Source organism: Mesorhizobium sp. M0898 (assembly GCF_040319695.1).
Classification (GTDB): domain Bacteria; phylum Pseudomonadota; class Alphaproteobacteria; order Rhizobiales; family Rhizobiaceae; genus Mesorhizobium.
Map to the genome: position 1 here is coordinate 242,856 of NZ_JAMYOE010000002.1, position 14,995 is coordinate 257,850.

Sequence of the window (14,995 nt, forward strand, 5' to 3'; positions counted from 1 at the left end):
GTGGCCGCATTGACGGATCCGGACTTGCTGTTTGCCGCCGAGGCGCGGCCGCGTTCGCTGGCCCGCGATCTCTACGCCGCGGTCAAGGACCTGCCGATCGTCAGCCCGCACGGCCACACCGATCCGCGCTGGTATGCGCTCAACGAGGCGTTTCCCGATCCGGCGCAGTTGCTGATCGTGCCGGACCACTACATTTTCCGCATGCTGTTCAGCCAGGGCGTTCGGCTTGAGGAGCTTGGTGTGCCGACGCTTGACGGCTCGCCGGTGGAAACCGACGGCAGAACGATCTGGCGGCGCTTTGCCGAGCATTATTACCTGTTCCGGGGCACGCCGACCCGGCTGTGGTTCGACCACGTGCTTGCCCACCTGTTCGGCATCGACGAGCCGTTGACGGCCGCAACCGCCGACCGCCATTACGACATGATCTCGACCTTGCTGCAGTGGGAGAATTTTCGCCCGCGAGCGCTGTTCGAGCGCTTCAACATTGAAGTCATCGCAACGACCGAAGGCGCGCTCGACGATCTCCGATGGCACCAGATGATCCGCGACAGCGGCTGGGAGGGCCGCGTCGTCACCGCCTATCGGCCGGATGCGATCGTCGATCCCGACTTCGAAGGCTTTTCGGCCAATCTCGACCGGCTTGGCGAGATCACCGGCTGCGACACCGGCAATTGGGCCGGCTATCTCGATGCGCATCGCCAGCGGCGCGCCTTCTTCAAGAGCTTTGGCGCGACTTCCTCCGATCACGGCCATCCGACGGCCGAAACCGCCAATCTCTCGGATGCCGCCGCGCAGGAGCTGTTCAACCGCATCCGCCGGGGCTCGGACGACGAGCGCGAGCGAAAGCTGTTCCGCGCCCAGATGCTGACCGAGATGGCCAAGATGAGCCGCGACGACGGGCTGGTCCTGCAGATACATCCTGGCTCCTGGCGCAATCATTCGCCTTCTATCTTTCACAAGTTCGGCAGGGACAAAGGCTTCGATATCCCGACCCGCACGGATTATGTGACGGCGCTGAAGCCACTGCTCGACTGTGTCGGGCTGGAGCGCGACCTCACCATCATCCTCTTCACCCTCGACGAGACCAGCTATGCGCGCGAGCTGGCGCCGCTCGCCGGCGTCTATCCGGCATTGAAGCTCGGGCCGGCCTGGTGGTTCCACGACAGCCCCGAAGGCATGCGCCGGTTCCGTGAGATGACCACCGAAACCGCCGGTTTCTACAACACCGTCGGTTTCAACGACGACACCCGCGCCTTTCCATCCATACCGGCCCGCCATGATGTGGCGCGCCGGGTCGATTGCGCATATCTGGCGCGTCTCGTCGCCGAGCATCGGCTCGCCGAGCACGAGGCGCACGAGTTGGCGCAGGAACTTGCCTATACGCTCGCGAAAAAGGCGTACCGGCTCTAACGGCGCTTGCCGCCATCGTTCAAAAAGGGAGGAAACCAATGCTGCATTTTTCGAGACTGGCGGGAGCTACGCTACTTGCCGCCGCACTGCTGGCCGGATCGGCAAGCGCCCAGACGGTCCTGCGCTCGTCCGACACCCACCCGGATGGCTATCCGACGGTCGAGGCGGTCAAATATTTCGGCGAGCTGGTGAAGGAGCGCACGGCCGGCCGCTATGTGGTCGAGATCTATCCTTCCGCGCAACTCGGCGAGGAAAAGGACACGATCGAGCAGGTGCGCACCGGCGTGATCGATCTCAACCGCGTCTCGATGGCGCCGTTCAACGGGCTCATCCCGGAGACCACCGTGCCCTCGCTGCCCTACATCTTCCGTTCGGAAGAGCATATGCACAAGGTCATGGACGGGGCGATCGGCGACCAGATCGCGGCGGCGTTCGACCAGGTCGGGCTGGTGCTGCTCGCCTTTTACGACGGCGGCTCGCGCTCCTTCTACAATTCGAAGAAGCCGATCAACACCGTGGCCGACATGGCCGGCATGAAGTTCCGCGTCATCCAGTCCGACATCTTCGTCGACATGGTGGCGGCACTCGGCGCCAATGCGACGCCGATGCCGTATGGCGAGGTGTATTCGGCGATCGAGACCGGGGTGATCGACGGCGCGGAGAACAATTTTCCGAGCTACGACACCGCCAAGCATGCGGAAGTCGCCAAGTACTATTCACTCGACGAGCACACGATGGTGCCGGAAGCCTTCGTCATGGCGAAGTCGAGCTGGGACAAGCTGACGCCGGAAGACCAGGCGATCTTCAAGGCGGCCGCCAAGGAAAGCGTCGCCAAGCAGCGCGAGCTGTGGACCGCCAAGGTCAAGGAATCGCGCGCCAAGGTCGAGGCGGCCGGTTCGCAGATCACGACGCCGGACAAGCAGCCCTTCATCGACGCGATGGGGCCGGTCTACGAGAAGCACGTCAAGGACGGCAAGCTGAAGGCCATGGTCGAAGCCATCAAGGCCGTGCAGTGATCAAGCGGCGGCGCGGACATTCCGTGCCGCCATCCTCCTGGGGAGAAAACCGGTGACTTCCAGCCCAAAACCAACACCGCTCCTGTCCGGCGTCGCGCAAGTGATGTCGCGCGTCAGCACGGCGGCGCTGTCGATCGCCGGCATCGGGCTGGTGCTGATGACCGCCTTCGTCGCCTGGCAGGTGTTCGGCCGCTATGTTCTGAACCGCTCGCCGAGCTGGACCGAGCCCGGCTCGGTGATGCTGATGAGCTGGTTCATTTTCCTCGGCGCTGCCGTCGGTGTGCGCGAGAACTACCATCTTGGCTTCGACGTACTGCTCTACGTGCTGCCGAAAGGCGGCAAGCGCTGGCTGCGGATGATTTCGGACCTCGTCGCGCTCGCCTTCGGCATCGGCATGATCTGGTATGGCAGCCAGCTGGTCGCATTGACCTGGGGCTCCGTCTTGCCGTCACTCGGCATATCGGGGGGCTGGGACTATGTCCCGCTTGTCGCGGGAGGCGCGCTCATCGTGCTCTTCACGCTGGAGCGCATCGTGCTTCGCCTCTCCGGCGCGCCGATCGACGATGCCCTCGATGAACTGCCGCCGGCCGAAGTCGCGGCCGAACTCGACACCGCCAACGTGAAGGTCTGACGCCATGGAACTGTGGATTCTCTTCGGCGTCTTCACCCTGCTGATGCTTATCGGCACGCCGATCGCTTTCTGCCTGGGCGTCGCAAGCCTCGCCACCGTCCTCTATATGGGCCTGCCGCCGCTCATCGTGTTCCAGCGCCTGAATTCCGGCATGAGCGTCTTTTCGCTGCTGGCCATTCCGTTTTTCATCTACGCCGGCGACTTGATGGTGCGCGGCGGCATCGCCAGCAAGATCGTTGCCTTCGCCGGCTCGCTCGTCGGCCATTTGCGCGGCGGCCTCGGGCAGGTCAACATTGCAACCGCTACACTGTTCGGCGGCATTTCCGGCTCAGCGGTGGCGGAGGCAGCGGCGGTAGGCGGCCTGATGATCCCGCAGATGAAGGCGCGTGGATATGGAGCGGACTACGCCGTCAACGTCACGTCGATGGCGGCACTGATCGCGCTGCTGCTGCCGCCGTCGCACAACATGATCATCTACTCGATCTCGGCAGGCGGAAAGATCTCCATCGCCGATTTGTTCACGGCCGGCATCATCCCGGGCCTGCTGCTGGCCCTGTCGCTGATGGTCACCGCCTATATCGTGGCGCGCTCCCGCGGCTATCCGACCGAGGCGTTTCCGGGCTTCACCGCGGTCGCGCATCTTTTCGCCGTCGCCGTGCCCGGCCTGCTGCTGATCGCGATCATCTTCGGCGGCGTGCGATCGGGCGTCTTCACCGCCACCGAGAGTTCCTGTATCGCCGTCATCTATGCGCTGCTCGTGACCGTCTTCGTTTACCGGCAGATGACCTGGGAAGGGTTCGTTCATGCCACCCATGGCGCCGTGCGCACCACGGCCATGGTGCTGCTCATCATCGGCATGGCGGCGGCGTTCTCGTGGCTGATGGCCTTCCTGAAAGTGCCGGCAGCGTTGATAGCCTCCATGAACGCGATCTCGGACGATCCGCTGGTTGTGCTTCTCCTGCTCAACCTCCTGATGCTGTTCCTCGGCACGTTCATGGACATGGGGCCGACGATCATCATTTGCACGCCGATCTTCCTGCCCGTGGCGCAGGCCTACGGCGTCGATCCGGTGCATTTCGGCGTCATCATGATCCTCAATTTCGGCATTGGGCTGAACACGCCGCCGGTGGGCGCAGTTCAGTTCGTGGCATGCGCAGTGGGCAAGATATCCGTCTGGGAATCGATGCGCTCGATCTGGCCATTCTATGGCGCAGGCCTCGTGGTGCTGGCGCTCGTCACTTACATTCCGGCCATTTCGCTATGGCTGCCGAGCGTCTTCAAATAGGGGGTGCGAAATGGCATCGGACACTGCCGTCGGGCTCCGCGTCGAACGAAGACCGAAGCTTTCGGAAACCGTCGTCGCGGCGATCCGCAAGCAGCTGCAGGCGGGCGAGATCCAGCCTGGGCAAAAGCTGCCGACCGAGGGCCAGCTGACGGAAACCTTCGGGGTCAGCCGCACCGTGATACGCGAGGCGCTGGCCAAGCTTGCCGCGGACGGCCTGGTCGAGCCGCGCCAAGGCGCCGGCGTTTTCGTCACCGAACATATCTCGACAGCGTTCGGTGCTCTGGCAGCGGAGATGGGCAGCAAGGATTCGATTGCCCTCAACGTGCTCGAAGTCAGGTTGGCGATCGAGATCGAATCCGCCGGGCTCGCCGCCATCCGGCGCAATGCCGCGCAGGAAGCGGCAATCCAGGAAGCGTTCTTCGAGTTCGAACGGCTGCTCCTCAACAGCGAGCCGACTGGACCGGCCGACCTTGCCTTCCACCGCGCAATCGCCAGCGCCACCAACAATCCGTTCTATGTCGAGATGCTCGACGTGCTCGGCCGGCGCGCTATTCCTTGCGATGTGACCTCGCCCTGGTCGACCGAGTTCGCGCAGTCCGACACCTACCAGCGCGGCCTGCAGCGCGAACACCTGATGATCCTCAACGCCATCTCGGCAGGCGATGCCGAGGCGGCGCGGGAGGCGATGCGCGCGCATCTCGGTGCCAGCCAGCAGCGCTATCGCGAGCGTCTGCACGCGCGCCAGGTTTTTTATGCCGACTCGGTCAAGGCCGCGGCAACCGAATGAGCAATAAGGCAGCCCCATGGGACAGCAATGAATCACACTGACAATCACACGGATTTTACCTCGCGCTTCGCCATCGATCCTGTTTCTGCTGCGGCTATGGGCACAGACGAACTGCGTCACAATTTCCTCATCGAGGACTTGTTCCAGCCCGGCCGCATCGGCCTGACCTACACCCATTACGACCGCATGATCGTCGGCGGCGCCATGCCCGCCGGCGCACCCCTGCCGCTGCAGGCGATCAAGCCGACCGGGACCAAGAATTTTCTCGACCGCCGTGAGATGATCATCGTCAACATTGCCGGTGCCGGCATCGTGAAAGCCGGCGGTCAATCCTACGAGCTGCAGGCGCGCGACATGCTCTATCTCGGCATGGGCACGGATGAGGTATCGTTCGCTGCGAGCAATCCGGCTGAGCCGGCTAAGTTCTACCTGCTCAGCGCGCCGGCGCATCAGAGCCATCCCAACCGGCTGATCCGCATCGGCGATGCCAAGCGGCTCGATCTCGGCAGCCAGGCAACCTCCAACGAGCGCTCGATCTTCCAGTTCATCCATGCCGATGGGGTAAAGACCTGTCAGCTTGTCGTCGGCATGACGCAGCTTGCCTCCGGTTCGGTCTGGAACACCATGCCATGCCATGTGCATGACCGGCGCATGGAAGCCTATCTTTATTTCGATCTGCCGGAGGCGGCGCGGGTGTTTCATTTCATGGGCGAGCCGGACGAAACGCGCCATCTCGTCATGCGCAACGAGGAGGCGGTGCTGTCGCCGGGATGGTCGATCCATTCGGGCGCCGGCACCTCCAACTACGCCTTCATCTGGGCGATGGCCGGCGATAATGTCGACTATACCGATGTCGACCTGGTGGCGATGGAGGAGCTCAAGTGAGCGATCTCTCGGCCTTCAGCCTTGCCGGCAAGCGCATCCTCGTCACCGGCGCCAATACCGGCATCGGCCAAGGCATCGCCGTGTCGATCGCGCGCGCAGGCGGCGCGGTCGTCGGCGTCGGCCGGTCGGCGATGGACGAGACGGCGGAGAAGATTGCGGCTGTCGGCGGCCGCTTCGAGGCGGTCCTCTGCGACCTTGGCGACGATGCCGCCGCCCAGGCGATGCTTGACCGCGTCTGGGCGGATACGGGGCCGCTCGATGGCCTGGTCAACAATGCCGGCATCATCCGGCGTGCCGACGCGGTCGACCTCACCGAAGCCGACTGGGACGACGTCATGGGCGTCAATCTGAAGACGGTGTTCTTCCTCAGCCAGAGTTTTGCCAGGCGCGTGCTTGCCGAGCCGGGACGGCGCGGCAAGATCGTCAACATCGCTTCGGTGCTGAGCTTTCAGGGCGGCATTCGCGTCGCCTCCTACACCGCCTCCAAACACGGCGTGCTCGGCATTACCCGGCTGCTGGCATGCGAGTGGGCGGCAAAGGGCATCAACGTCAATGGCATTGCGCCAGGCTATATCGAGACCAACAACACCGAGGCGCTGCGCGCCGATCCCGACCGCAGCGCCTCGATCCTGGCGCGCATTCCGGCGGGGCGCTGGGGCGCGCCGGAAGACATCGGCGACGCAGCCGTCTTCCTGCTGGCGCCGGCGTCGAACTATATGCATGGCGCGGTGATGCCGGTGGACGGCGGCTGGCTGGCGCGATGAACAGCGACGATGAGAGTCTGACGATGACCGGAACCAAAATCTTCTCGCATGCCGGCGAGGGTGCGTGGACGCCGACGCCGGATGGCAACCGCAGGCGCGTTCTCCTGCACACCGATGAACTGATGATGGTCGAGTTTGCCTTCGACAAGGGCGGCGTCGGTGCATTGCACTCGCACCCGCATGTCCAGGCGAGCTACGTCGCCGAAGGCCGCTTCGAAGTCACCATCGACGGCAGGACCGAGATCCTGGAAACCGGCAGCAGCTTCATCGTTCCTTCCAACCTTGTCCATGGCGTCAAGGCGCTGCAGGCGGGACGGCTGGTCGACAGCTTCACGCCGCACCGCGCCGATTTCCTCGACTGAGCTGCGGGCCCGAAGATCAGGCAGCCGGTTCTCAGAAAAAAACCCGCGCCTCCGGAGAGACGCGGGCGTGTTGCCTGGGCGCTTGTGGCGCCGCGGTACTCAAAACATCACCGCAGAACCTGAACCTGCCGAATGATGGTGAAGATAGGATTAACCGCTCCGAGGCGGTGCAATATTCACAGCCAAAGCGAATAGGGGCTGGAACGACGGTCTGATATCGGCCAATGAGAGAGAAGTTCGCCTCAGGCGGTGCCGCGGACAGGACCAGAGGGGTCGATAAATGTTCGAATCTGCTGTCCAGGCAATCACCTGGCGATTCGCCGGGGAATTTCGGCAGGTCGTATCCCCGAAAGTTCTGTAATGCAGGTAGCAGCGAGCATCCCGGCAGAGGATTCCAAGCGGCGCGTCCTCAGGGATGTATTCGGTTTCGATGATTTTCGTCCCGGCCAGGCGCCTGTTATGGAGGCGCTGCTGGCCAGGCGCCATGTGCTGGCCGTCATGCCGACCGGCGCCGGCAAATCGCTCTGCTACCAGGTCCCGGCGCTGGTGCTGGGCGGGCTCACCATTGTCGTTTCGCCGCTGGTGGCCCTGATGCAGGATCAGGTCGCCGCATTGCGCCTTGCCGGCGTGGCGGCCGATACGATCAATTCCTCGCTCGACCGCGATGCCAATGTCGCTGGATGGCGCCGTGTCGCGGCAGGCCAGACGCGCCTGCTCTATCTTGCACCGGAGCGGCTAATGACCGTGCGAATGCTCGAGGCGTTGACCAAGCTCGATGTCCGGCTGATCGCCATCGACGAGGCGCATTGCATCTCGCAATGGGGACCGGCGTTCCGGCGCGAATACGAAGAATTGTCGAGACTACGTGATATCTTCCCGAAAGTGCCGATTATTGCGCTGACGGCTACGGCGGACGAGACCACGCGCACCGACATTGCCGCGCAGCTGTTCGACGGGCGCGTCGATACCGTGGTGCTCGGCTTCGACCGGCCGAACATCAAGCTAGGCATTGAGCCCAAGCAGGACAGCAAGCGCCAATTGCTAAACTTCGTGCAGCGCCATGTGGGCCGCAGCGGGATCGTCTATTGCCTGTCGCGCAAAAAGACCGAAGAGATGGCGGCGTTCCTCGAGCGCAGCGGCGTACGCGCGCTCGCCTATCATGCCGGCATGAGCAAGGACGCGCGTGAAGCGAATCAAAACGCTTTCATGACCTTGTCCGGCGTGGTGATGGTGGCGACCATCGCCTTCGGCATGGGGATCGACAAGCCGGACGTCGCCTATGTCTTCCACACCGACCTGCCGGGCAGCTTGGAGGCTTATTACCAGGAAATCGGGCGCGCGGGCCGCGACGGGCGGGCGGCCGAGGCACATATGCTGTTCGGTCTCGGCGATATCCGCATGCGCCGGCTTTTCATCGAAGACGAGGACGCACCGGCTGAGCACAAAAGGCGCGCGCATGGCCGGCTCGAAACGCTGATCGGTTATTGCGAGACGACGCAGTGCCGGCGCCAGATCCTGCTTGGCTATTTCGGCGAAAGTGCTTCGCCTTGCGGCAATTGCGACAACTGCCTCGACCAGGCGCCGCATGCGGATGGTGAGGCGGAGGCACGGCTCATCCTGGCGGCGATCGCACAGACCGGCGAGCGCTTCGGCGCCGCCCATGTCGTCGATGTCCTGCTCGGCCATGAGACCGAGAAGGTCCTGGACAGGAACCACCACAGGCTTGCCAGCTTCGGCACCGGTGTGGCGCATAAGAAGAATCTCTTGCTGTCGCTGCTCCGCCAACTCGTCGCGGGAGGGTTCCTGACATTGGACTCAGCCGGCCATGGCGGCCTCGCCATTGCCGAGAAGGGCCGTGCGCTGGCTCGGGGCGAGGCTTCATTCCGGTATCGCTTCGACGCGCGCCAGTCATCGCGAGGCAAGATACGTCCTGAGGATACCGCAGCAGGCACGGAAGGTCTGGATTCGGCGCTGCTGGCGGCGCTCAAGGCTGTACGGCTGCGTCTTGCCCGGGAACGCCAGGTGCCGGCCTTCGTGATCTTTTCGGATCGTACACTGATCGATATGGCCGAACGCTGCCCGCGTGATCTGGACGCCTTCGCCGCGGTCAACGGCGTCGGCGCCGCCAAGCTCAAGGATTTCGGCGAGATATTCCTCGGCGCGATCGCTGCGCATCAATCCGGGGTGGCGGGCTGAAGACCCACTTCAGTGACGCAATCAGCACCGGCTTCGTCTCGCCGCGGCAATCGCAGCCTCCTGCTGCCGCAAGCGCTCGATCTTCGCACTCTGGCGGGCAGCCACGGTCGAGGCGACACGCTGCCCTCCCAACAGCCAGCCCGGAATGTTGGTGTGGACGACTTTGCCACGAGCGATGGCTGTCGCCGACATTTCGTCGGCGACCGCGCCTATCGCCACGTTGAGCTCGACGCAACTCATCTTGTCGTATTTCGCAGCATCAAAGGATGCCGGCAAAGGCGATGCGCAACTTCCGACAAACATGAGGCTGCATATCAGAGGCGTGGCCGTGGAGATCGCCTTCATTCCCTTATCAAGCACGTTGATGCCGGACGGGCGGATTTTCGGAGGGTTCTCGATCTCAGGCCGCGAAGCGCTCCCGAGGTTCCGCGTAACTGAAGCATGTGACCTCTACAATACTCTGTGCTGACCGACCTGTTTGTCGTCAAAGAATTCCGAGAGAGCCGCTGCCGTCTTGTCGGGGTGCTCTTCCGGGAAAAAGTGCCCGCCTTGGACAGCGCGTCCTGCCACTCTGTCGGCCCATTTCCTCCAGATGGCCAGCGGCCCGCCTTCTTGCGCATACCAGTTCTCCAGGGCGCCTTCGCCACTCCATAGCGCCAGTAGCGGACTGTCGATGCGACGACCGTTTGCGCGGTCCAACGCGTCATGTTCACGATCGATCGTCGCAGCGGCGCGATACTCTTCGCAGATGGCATGAATATGCGCGGGATCGCGAAGCGCATCAACATAGGCGTTCCTGACCTCTTTGGAGACCATTTTCGCCGACGATCCCCACTGCGTTATTGCATCGTCGACGACGGCATCGGGAGCCGCGCCGATCAGACGCTCCGGCAGGGGCTCCGGCTGGGCAAGAAGGCTCCAGGGCCAGAAGCCAAGCACCAGTCTGGCATCCGCCCGATCCCATGTTGCGGCGGTGGGGATGATGTCGAGGACGGCGATTTTGAGCACGTTGTCGGGATGGTCCAGCGCCAGGCGATAGGCAACCCGCCCGCCACGATCATGCCCGGCAACCATGAACCGCTCAAACCCCATTTGCTTCATGGCCTGAACCATGTCGCCGGCCATGGCGCGTTTGGCGTATGGGCTATGATCGGCAGAGGAAACCGGACATCCGCTTTGCCCATAGCCTCGAAGGTCGGCGGCGACCACCGTGAAGCGGAGCGCCAAGGCTGCGGCGATATCCCTCCACATCAGATGCGTTTCTGGAAAACCGTGAAGAAGCAGCAGCGGCGGACCGGTGCCTCCGACCCTTGCGAAAATCGTCGTATCGTCCAGTCGTAGGCTGGTGGCTCTGAAACCTGCAAACACCGTCAGCTTCCTCCGCGCCCTTAGGAAAGCTGCCTAAGGGCGCTAACGGCCGCCTGAGGCGAAAACCCCGGCCGCGATGGCCAGGGTTCAAGCCGGCCAGTTGCTAAAATCGAAACCAGACCCAGACGCGCCTGCGGAAGCACCGCCTGCGCCGATAGCCGTTTCGCCAGTAAACGCGACAGACCCTTCTCCAAGCGCGCCGGCGGCGCCGGCGCGGCATGTGCCACCGGCGATGATAGACTGGTTGCAACTCTGCTTGAGTTTCATCGTCGTCGAAGGTCTCGACATCCGGCGCCTCGAGTTCATCGAGAATGCCGCTTCTGGCAGTTGGAACGCCGGCCACTGCGTTGATTGGCCGAACCGTGCTTGCAAGGGCCGCGGCCCCGGCAATGCCAAACATTCCTGTCAAAAATAGTCGCCGATCCATGGAAACCTCCCAGTCTTCAACCAGCGATAGAACAAGCTAACGATGGGGAGATAGCGCAGTCGGTGCAGACGCCTAGTGCCGCACGGCTATTAGCGGTGGTCCGGTCGGCCGGAGGGTGTTGCCTCGTCCTCGAAGTGGGATGGCTACCTCGATCGACAAACACCCGGAGCTTTTTGAATTGATGGAGGGCCGAAAACAATGAAGATCGAATGAGGTCTACGCCATCGCCACGCAATTCACGCTACTCGCGGTGCAAGGAGGCTTGACTGCCATCCTACCAGAAGGTAGGTAAAAGCATGAGCAACTTGTCTACCACCTCTGACGACATCCTGGCTTGTGCACGTTCACTGATCGTGGCTGGCGGCTACAACGGTTTCAGTTATGCCGACATTGCTGAAGTGGTCGGGATCCGTAAGGCGAGCATTCATCACCATTTCCCAAGCAAGGTCGATCTGGTTCGGACGCTGGTTGCGCGGTATCGCGAAGAAACTGAAGCGGGGATGGCAAATGTCGAACTTCACGAATCCGATCCGCTCGAACAGTTGCGGATCTATGCCGGGTATTGGGAAGCCTGCATCGCGAACGCCAGCGCCCCGTTTTGTATCTGCGCGCTGTTGGCAAGCGAGCTCCCCGTGCTGCCCGAGGAAGTTAGCCTTGAGGTCCGGGCGCATTTCCGCTCGCTGTCAGGGTGGCTTACATCGGTGATGGAGCGCGGCGTGCGGCACGGCCAATTTCGACTGATGAGCACCCCTCGTGCCGAGGCTGAAGCGTTCATGGCGACCGTTCACGGCGCGATGCTTTCAGCACGGGCCTATGGCGATCCGAAGATATTCGGCGTCGTGACAGGCCCACTCCTGGAGCGGCTCGCTCTGCGTTCCCTCCAAATACGACCCTAAGACCTCAACTAACCATAGCCGTAACGACTCTGCGACATTCGTCGAGAGCCCTACCTACTAGTCGAAAGGATGATCCAATGACGATTCACGATGGCGATCTTTCCCGCGCCAGCCAGGAACAATGGCTCAAGCTCTATTACTTCGCTCGGACGGCATTCTCGGCTGTCTGGGTGGCGGCTGCCTTTACGGTGGGACAGCATTCCGGGGTGGTCGCGGCGGTTTTGCTCGTGGCTTATCCTGCATGGGATGCCCTGGCCAATTTTGTCGACGCATCGCGCAGCGGAGGATTGGGACAGAATCGCACCCAGACCATCAACGTCGTGGTCAGTGTGGCGACAACGCTCGCGGTCATTGTTGCGCTGAAGATGAGCATGAATTGGGTGCTCGGCGTGTTCGGCCTATGGGCGATCCTGTCCGGCCTGCTTCAACTCGGCACCGCCGTCCGCCGTTGGAAGAGCTCTGGTGCGCAGTGGGCGATGATCCTGAGCGGAGGGCAATCAGCACTGGCAGGCACGTTTTTCATCGCGCAGACGCGGATGCCGATGCCGCCATCGATCTCCAACGTGGCCGGCTATGCCGCAGTAGGCGCCCTGTATTTCCTGGTTTCGGCGGTGTGGCTGAGCGTGAGCCAGCGGCGGAAGGCTGCATAGCGTGCCATCTTAAGCCATTACCGGCGCGATGAGAGATGCTGTTACCTATGGGTCCGGAATGGACACATTCCGAAGTGGCGGAGAGGGAGGGATTCGAACCCCCGATGGGCTTGCACCCATGCCGCATTTCGAGTGCGGTGCATTCGACCACTCTGCCACCTCTCCGCGGTCATGGTCCGCCGTTGCCGGCGCGGCGCACTAGATAACGGCTGGACAGGCAGGTTACAAGGGCCAATCTGCCCCGGCGCCGCAGCTTCTGTCCATGCTTCTTCGAGGCTCCGGTGGCCGTTGCTCGATATTTGCAAGGTCTGGGCTTAACCCATTCGCAGCTTGCCCGCGGCGCTTGCCTTGACTCAAGCCGAACCTTCGGTTAGGGACAGCGCGCAATCGGCGTGGAGGGGTCTTCCGCGCCGCTTGTTTTTTGAACCCGCAGACTGACAAAAAGACGGCCGAACCGCCTGAAGCGGTTCATCAAGGCCGACCGAACAGCGAAAGGCAAAAAATGTTCGCAGTCATCAAAACGGGCGGCAAGCAGTATCGCGTTGCCGCCAACGATCTCCTGAAGATCGAAAAACTCGAAGCCAATGTCGGCGACATCGTCGAGATCGGTAATGTGCTCGCGCATGGCGAAGGCGAAAACGTCACGTTCGGTGCGCCGTTCGTGGATGGTGCGATGGTCACCGCCGAAGTCGTCGAGCAAGGCAAGAACCGCACCGTCATCGCCTTCAAGAAGCGCCGTCGGCAGAATTCGCGCCGCAAGATCGGCCATCGCCAGCTTTTGACCACCGTCAGGATCGCCGAGATCCTGCTGGGTGGCGCCAAGCCGGCGAAGAAGGCCGCCGCCAAGACCGAAGCGAAGGCCGAGGTCGCCGCCAAGACCGAGGCGAAGGCTGAAGCCGCGCCGAAGGCCGAGGCGAAGGCTGAAGCCGCGCCGAAGGCCGAAGCGAAGGCAGAGGCTGCGCCGAAGAAGGAAGCCAAGGCCGAGACGACCGAGGACAAGGCTGCCGAAGCCGCTGCGCCGTTGTTCAAGGCGCCGAAGGGCGAGCCGAACGACCTGACCGTGATCAAGGGCATCGGCCCGGTCGCGGCCGGCCAGCTCAACGAACAGGGCATCGCCACCTTTGCCCAGATCGCCAAGCTGTCCGACAAGGATGTCGCCAAGATCGACGAGCACATGCCGTTCAGCGCCGACCAGATCAAGGACTGGCGCGAGCAGGCCAAGGAATTGGCGAAGAAGTAGAACGAACCGGCGCAATCGTCGCCGGATCGGACTTGAAACGGAACGCGAACGCGTTCATAAGATCGTTTAGGCGCCTCGCGGCGCATCGGAGTAGTTAGATGGCACACAAGAAAGCTGGCGGATCGTCGCGCAATGGTCGCGACTCCCATTCCAAGCGGCTCGGCGTGAAGAAGTTCGGCGGCGAAGCCGTGATTCCGGGCAACATCATCATTCGTCAGCGTGGCACGACGTGGCATCCCGGCACCAATGTCGGCATTGGCACGGACCACACGCTGTTTGCGCTCGAAGCTGGCGCAGTCACCTTCAACAAAAAAGCCAATGGCCGAACCTACGTATCGGTGAACCCGATGACGAAGGCAGCGGAGTAGCCGGTTCCGCACGAGAACACCGGCACCCATCTCGGGAACCGGTGTCTGGCCAAGCCAGGAAATGGATCAGGGGAGATGGGTTTCCATCTCCCCTTTTTCTTGTGCCTGGAGGACTTTGATATGGTTGCCGAAGCGGAAGCGACAGACGACGAAAGTTACACGATAGATTGCCCGGTCCTGGTCACCGAGCGGCTGGTTATGCGTGCCCCGCGTGAGAGCGACATCGAGCAATTGGTGGCGCTCGCCGACAACCGCCATGTCGCGGAAATGCTGGCTCGCATGCCGCATCCCTATGGCGAGGCGGAGGCACGCGCTTTCCTGGCCATGACTGCATCGCGCCGGGCCGGAATCGCCTATGCGTTGACGCTGGCCGGCACCGAGACCTTCGTCGGCTGTGCCGGGCTCAACACCACGGATCGTGGGCTGGAGCTCGGCTACTGGATCGGCGAGCCGTACTGGAAACGCGGCTACGCGACGGAGGCAGCGCACGCACTGGTCGACCTTGCCTTCCAGAGAACCACGATCCAGGTGCTGCACGCCTCGACGCGGGTTATCAATCCGGCCTCGCGCCGGGTCATCCACAAATGCGGCTTCCAGTATGCCGGCCAGGGCATGCTGAACTCGATCGTTGCCGGTCAGGTTCCGGTCGAGCGCTACCGTCTCGATCGCAAGACCTGGACCAGCCTGCGGAACTGGGTGCATTTTTGATG

At 62.7% G+C, this 14,995-nt stretch carries 16 protein-coding genes and 1 tRNA gene; 14 read left to right on the plus strand and 3 right to left on the minus strand.

The window, feature by feature from the left end:
• From uxaC to recQ, 9 genes are all read left to right on the plus strand, one after another.
• Positions 1 to 1,410, plus strand: coding sequence for a glucuronate isomerase (gene uxaC, locus NKH90_RS04190; RefSeq protein ID WP_352817537.1), 1,410 nt, complete (start codon positions 1 to 3; stop codon positions 1,408 to 1,410).
• Between the two features lie 38 nt (positions 1,411 to 1,448).
• Complete coding sequence (locus NKH90_RS04195; RefSeq protein ID WP_352817539.1) at positions 1,449 to 2,426, plus strand: TRAP transporter substrate-binding protein; 978 nt, start codon at positions 1,449 to 1,451, stop codon at positions 2,424 to 2,426.
• A 103-nt stretch (positions 2,427 to 2,529) separates the two neighbouring features.
• Positions 2,530 to 3,057 carry a TRAP transporter small permease gene (locus NKH90_RS04200; protein WP_023719697.1) on the plus strand — a complete coding sequence of 176 codons (528 nt, stop codon included), beginning with the start codon at positions 2,530 to 2,532 and terminating at the stop codon, positions 3,055 to 3,057.
• 4 nt (positions 3,058 to 3,061) lie between these two features.
• The gene (locus NKH90_RS04205) at positions 3,062 to 4,342 is read left to right on the plus strand and encodes a TRAP transporter large permease (RefSeq protein WP_023678089.1); all 1,281 of its coding nucleotides are present in this window, start codon (positions 3,062 to 3,064) and stop codon (positions 4,340 to 4,342) included.
• A 10-nt stretch (positions 4,343 to 4,352) separates the two neighbouring features.
• The gene (locus NKH90_RS04210; RefSeq protein ID WP_352817542.1) at positions 4,353 to 5,129 is read left to right on the plus strand and encodes a FadR/GntR family transcriptional regulator; all 777 of its coding nucleotides are present in this window, start codon (positions 4,353 to 4,355) and stop codon (positions 5,127 to 5,129) included.
• Positions 5,130 to 5,156: 27 nt separating this feature from the next.
• Complete coding sequence (gene kduI / locus NKH90_RS04215; protein ID WP_352817545.1) at positions 5,157 to 6,014, plus strand: 5-dehydro-4-deoxy-D-glucuronate isomerase; 858 nt, start codon at positions 5,157 to 5,159, stop codon at positions 6,012 to 6,014.
• Entirely contained in the window at positions 6,011 to 6,778 is a 768-nt protein-coding gene (gene kduD, locus NKH90_RS04220; RefSeq protein ID WP_352814822.1) for a 2-dehydro-3-deoxy-D-gluconate 5-dehydrogenase KduD, read from the plus strand. Before kduI ends, kduD begins: the two co-directional genes overlap by 4 nt.
• Positions 6,779 to 6,801: 23 nt before the next feature.
• Positions 6,802 to 7,140, plus strand: coding sequence for a cupin domain-containing protein (locus tag NKH90_RS04225; RefSeq protein ID WP_352814824.1), 339 nt, complete (start codon positions 6,802 to 6,804; stop codon positions 7,138 to 7,140).
• Positions 7,141 to 7,500: 360 nt separating this feature from the next.
• The gene (recQ, locus tag NKH90_RS04230) at positions 7,501 to 9,336 is read left to right on the plus strand and encodes a DNA helicase RecQ (protein ID WP_352817549.1); all 1,836 of its coding nucleotides are present in this window, start codon (positions 7,501 to 7,503) and stop codon (positions 9,334 to 9,336) included.
• Positions 9,337 to 9,357: 21 nt separating this feature from the next.
• Here recQ and NKH90_RS04235 read toward each other — a convergent pair whose 3' ends face one another.
• Both NKH90_RS04235 and NKH90_RS04240 read right to left on the minus strand, forming a co-directional pair.
• Complete coding sequence (locus tag NKH90_RS04235; protein WP_352594357.1) at positions 9,358 to 9,612, minus strand: hypothetical protein; 255 nt, start codon at positions 9,610 to 9,612, stop codon at positions 9,358 to 9,360.
• 174 nt (positions 9,613 to 9,786) lie between these two features.
• A complete protein-coding gene (locus NKH90_RS04240) occupies positions 9,787 to 10,704 on the minus strand; it encodes an alpha/beta fold hydrolase (protein ID WP_352817552.1) in 918 nt (305 codons plus the stop codon).
• 723 nt (positions 10,705 to 11,427) lie between these two features.
• Between NKH90_RS04240 and NKH90_RS04245 the strand changes: the two genes are divergently transcribed.
• Both NKH90_RS04245 and NKH90_RS04250 read left to right on the plus strand, forming a co-directional pair.
• Positions 11,428 to 12,027 carry a TetR/AcrR family transcriptional regulator gene (locus NKH90_RS04245; RefSeq protein ID WP_352817555.1) on the plus strand — a complete coding sequence of 200 codons (600 nt, stop codon included), beginning with the start codon at positions 11,428 to 11,430 and terminating at the stop codon, positions 12,025 to 12,027.
• Positions 12,028 to 12,104: 77 nt separating this feature from the next.
• Complete coding sequence (locus NKH90_RS04250; protein ID WP_352817558.1) at positions 12,105 to 12,677, plus strand: DUF308 domain-containing protein; 573 nt, start codon at positions 12,105 to 12,107, stop codon at positions 12,675 to 12,677.
• 75 nt (positions 12,678 to 12,752) lie between these two features.
• Here the strand turns inward: NKH90_RS04250 and NKH90_RS04255 are convergent.
• Positions 12,753 to 12,842: transfer RNA gene (locus NKH90_RS04255), tRNA-Ser, on the minus strand.
• A gap of 337 nt (positions 12,843 to 13,179) precedes the next feature.
• Here NKH90_RS04255 and rplU point away from each other — a divergent pair.
• The 3 genes from rplU (at position 13,180) to NKH90_RS04270 (ending at position 14,993) form a co-directional block, all read left to right on the plus strand.
• Positions 13,180 to 13,917, plus strand: a complete 738-nt coding sequence (rplU, locus tag NKH90_RS04260; protein ID WP_352817559.1) for a 50S ribosomal protein L21 — start codon at positions 13,180 to 13,182, stop codon at positions 13,915 to 13,917.
• Between the two features lie 98 nt (positions 13,918 to 14,015).
• Positions 14,016 to 14,285, plus strand: a complete 270-nt coding sequence (rpmA, locus tag NKH90_RS04265) for a 50S ribosomal protein L27 (RefSeq protein ID WP_023678077.1) — start codon at positions 14,016 to 14,018, stop codon at positions 14,283 to 14,285.
• A 120-nt stretch (positions 14,286 to 14,405) separates the two neighbouring features.
• Positions 14,406 to 14,993, plus strand: coding sequence for a GNAT family N-acetyltransferase (locus tag NKH90_RS04270; protein WP_023678076.1), 588 nt, complete (start codon positions 14,406 to 14,408; stop codon positions 14,991 to 14,993).
• Positions 14,994 to 14,995: the final 2 nt, after the last annotated feature.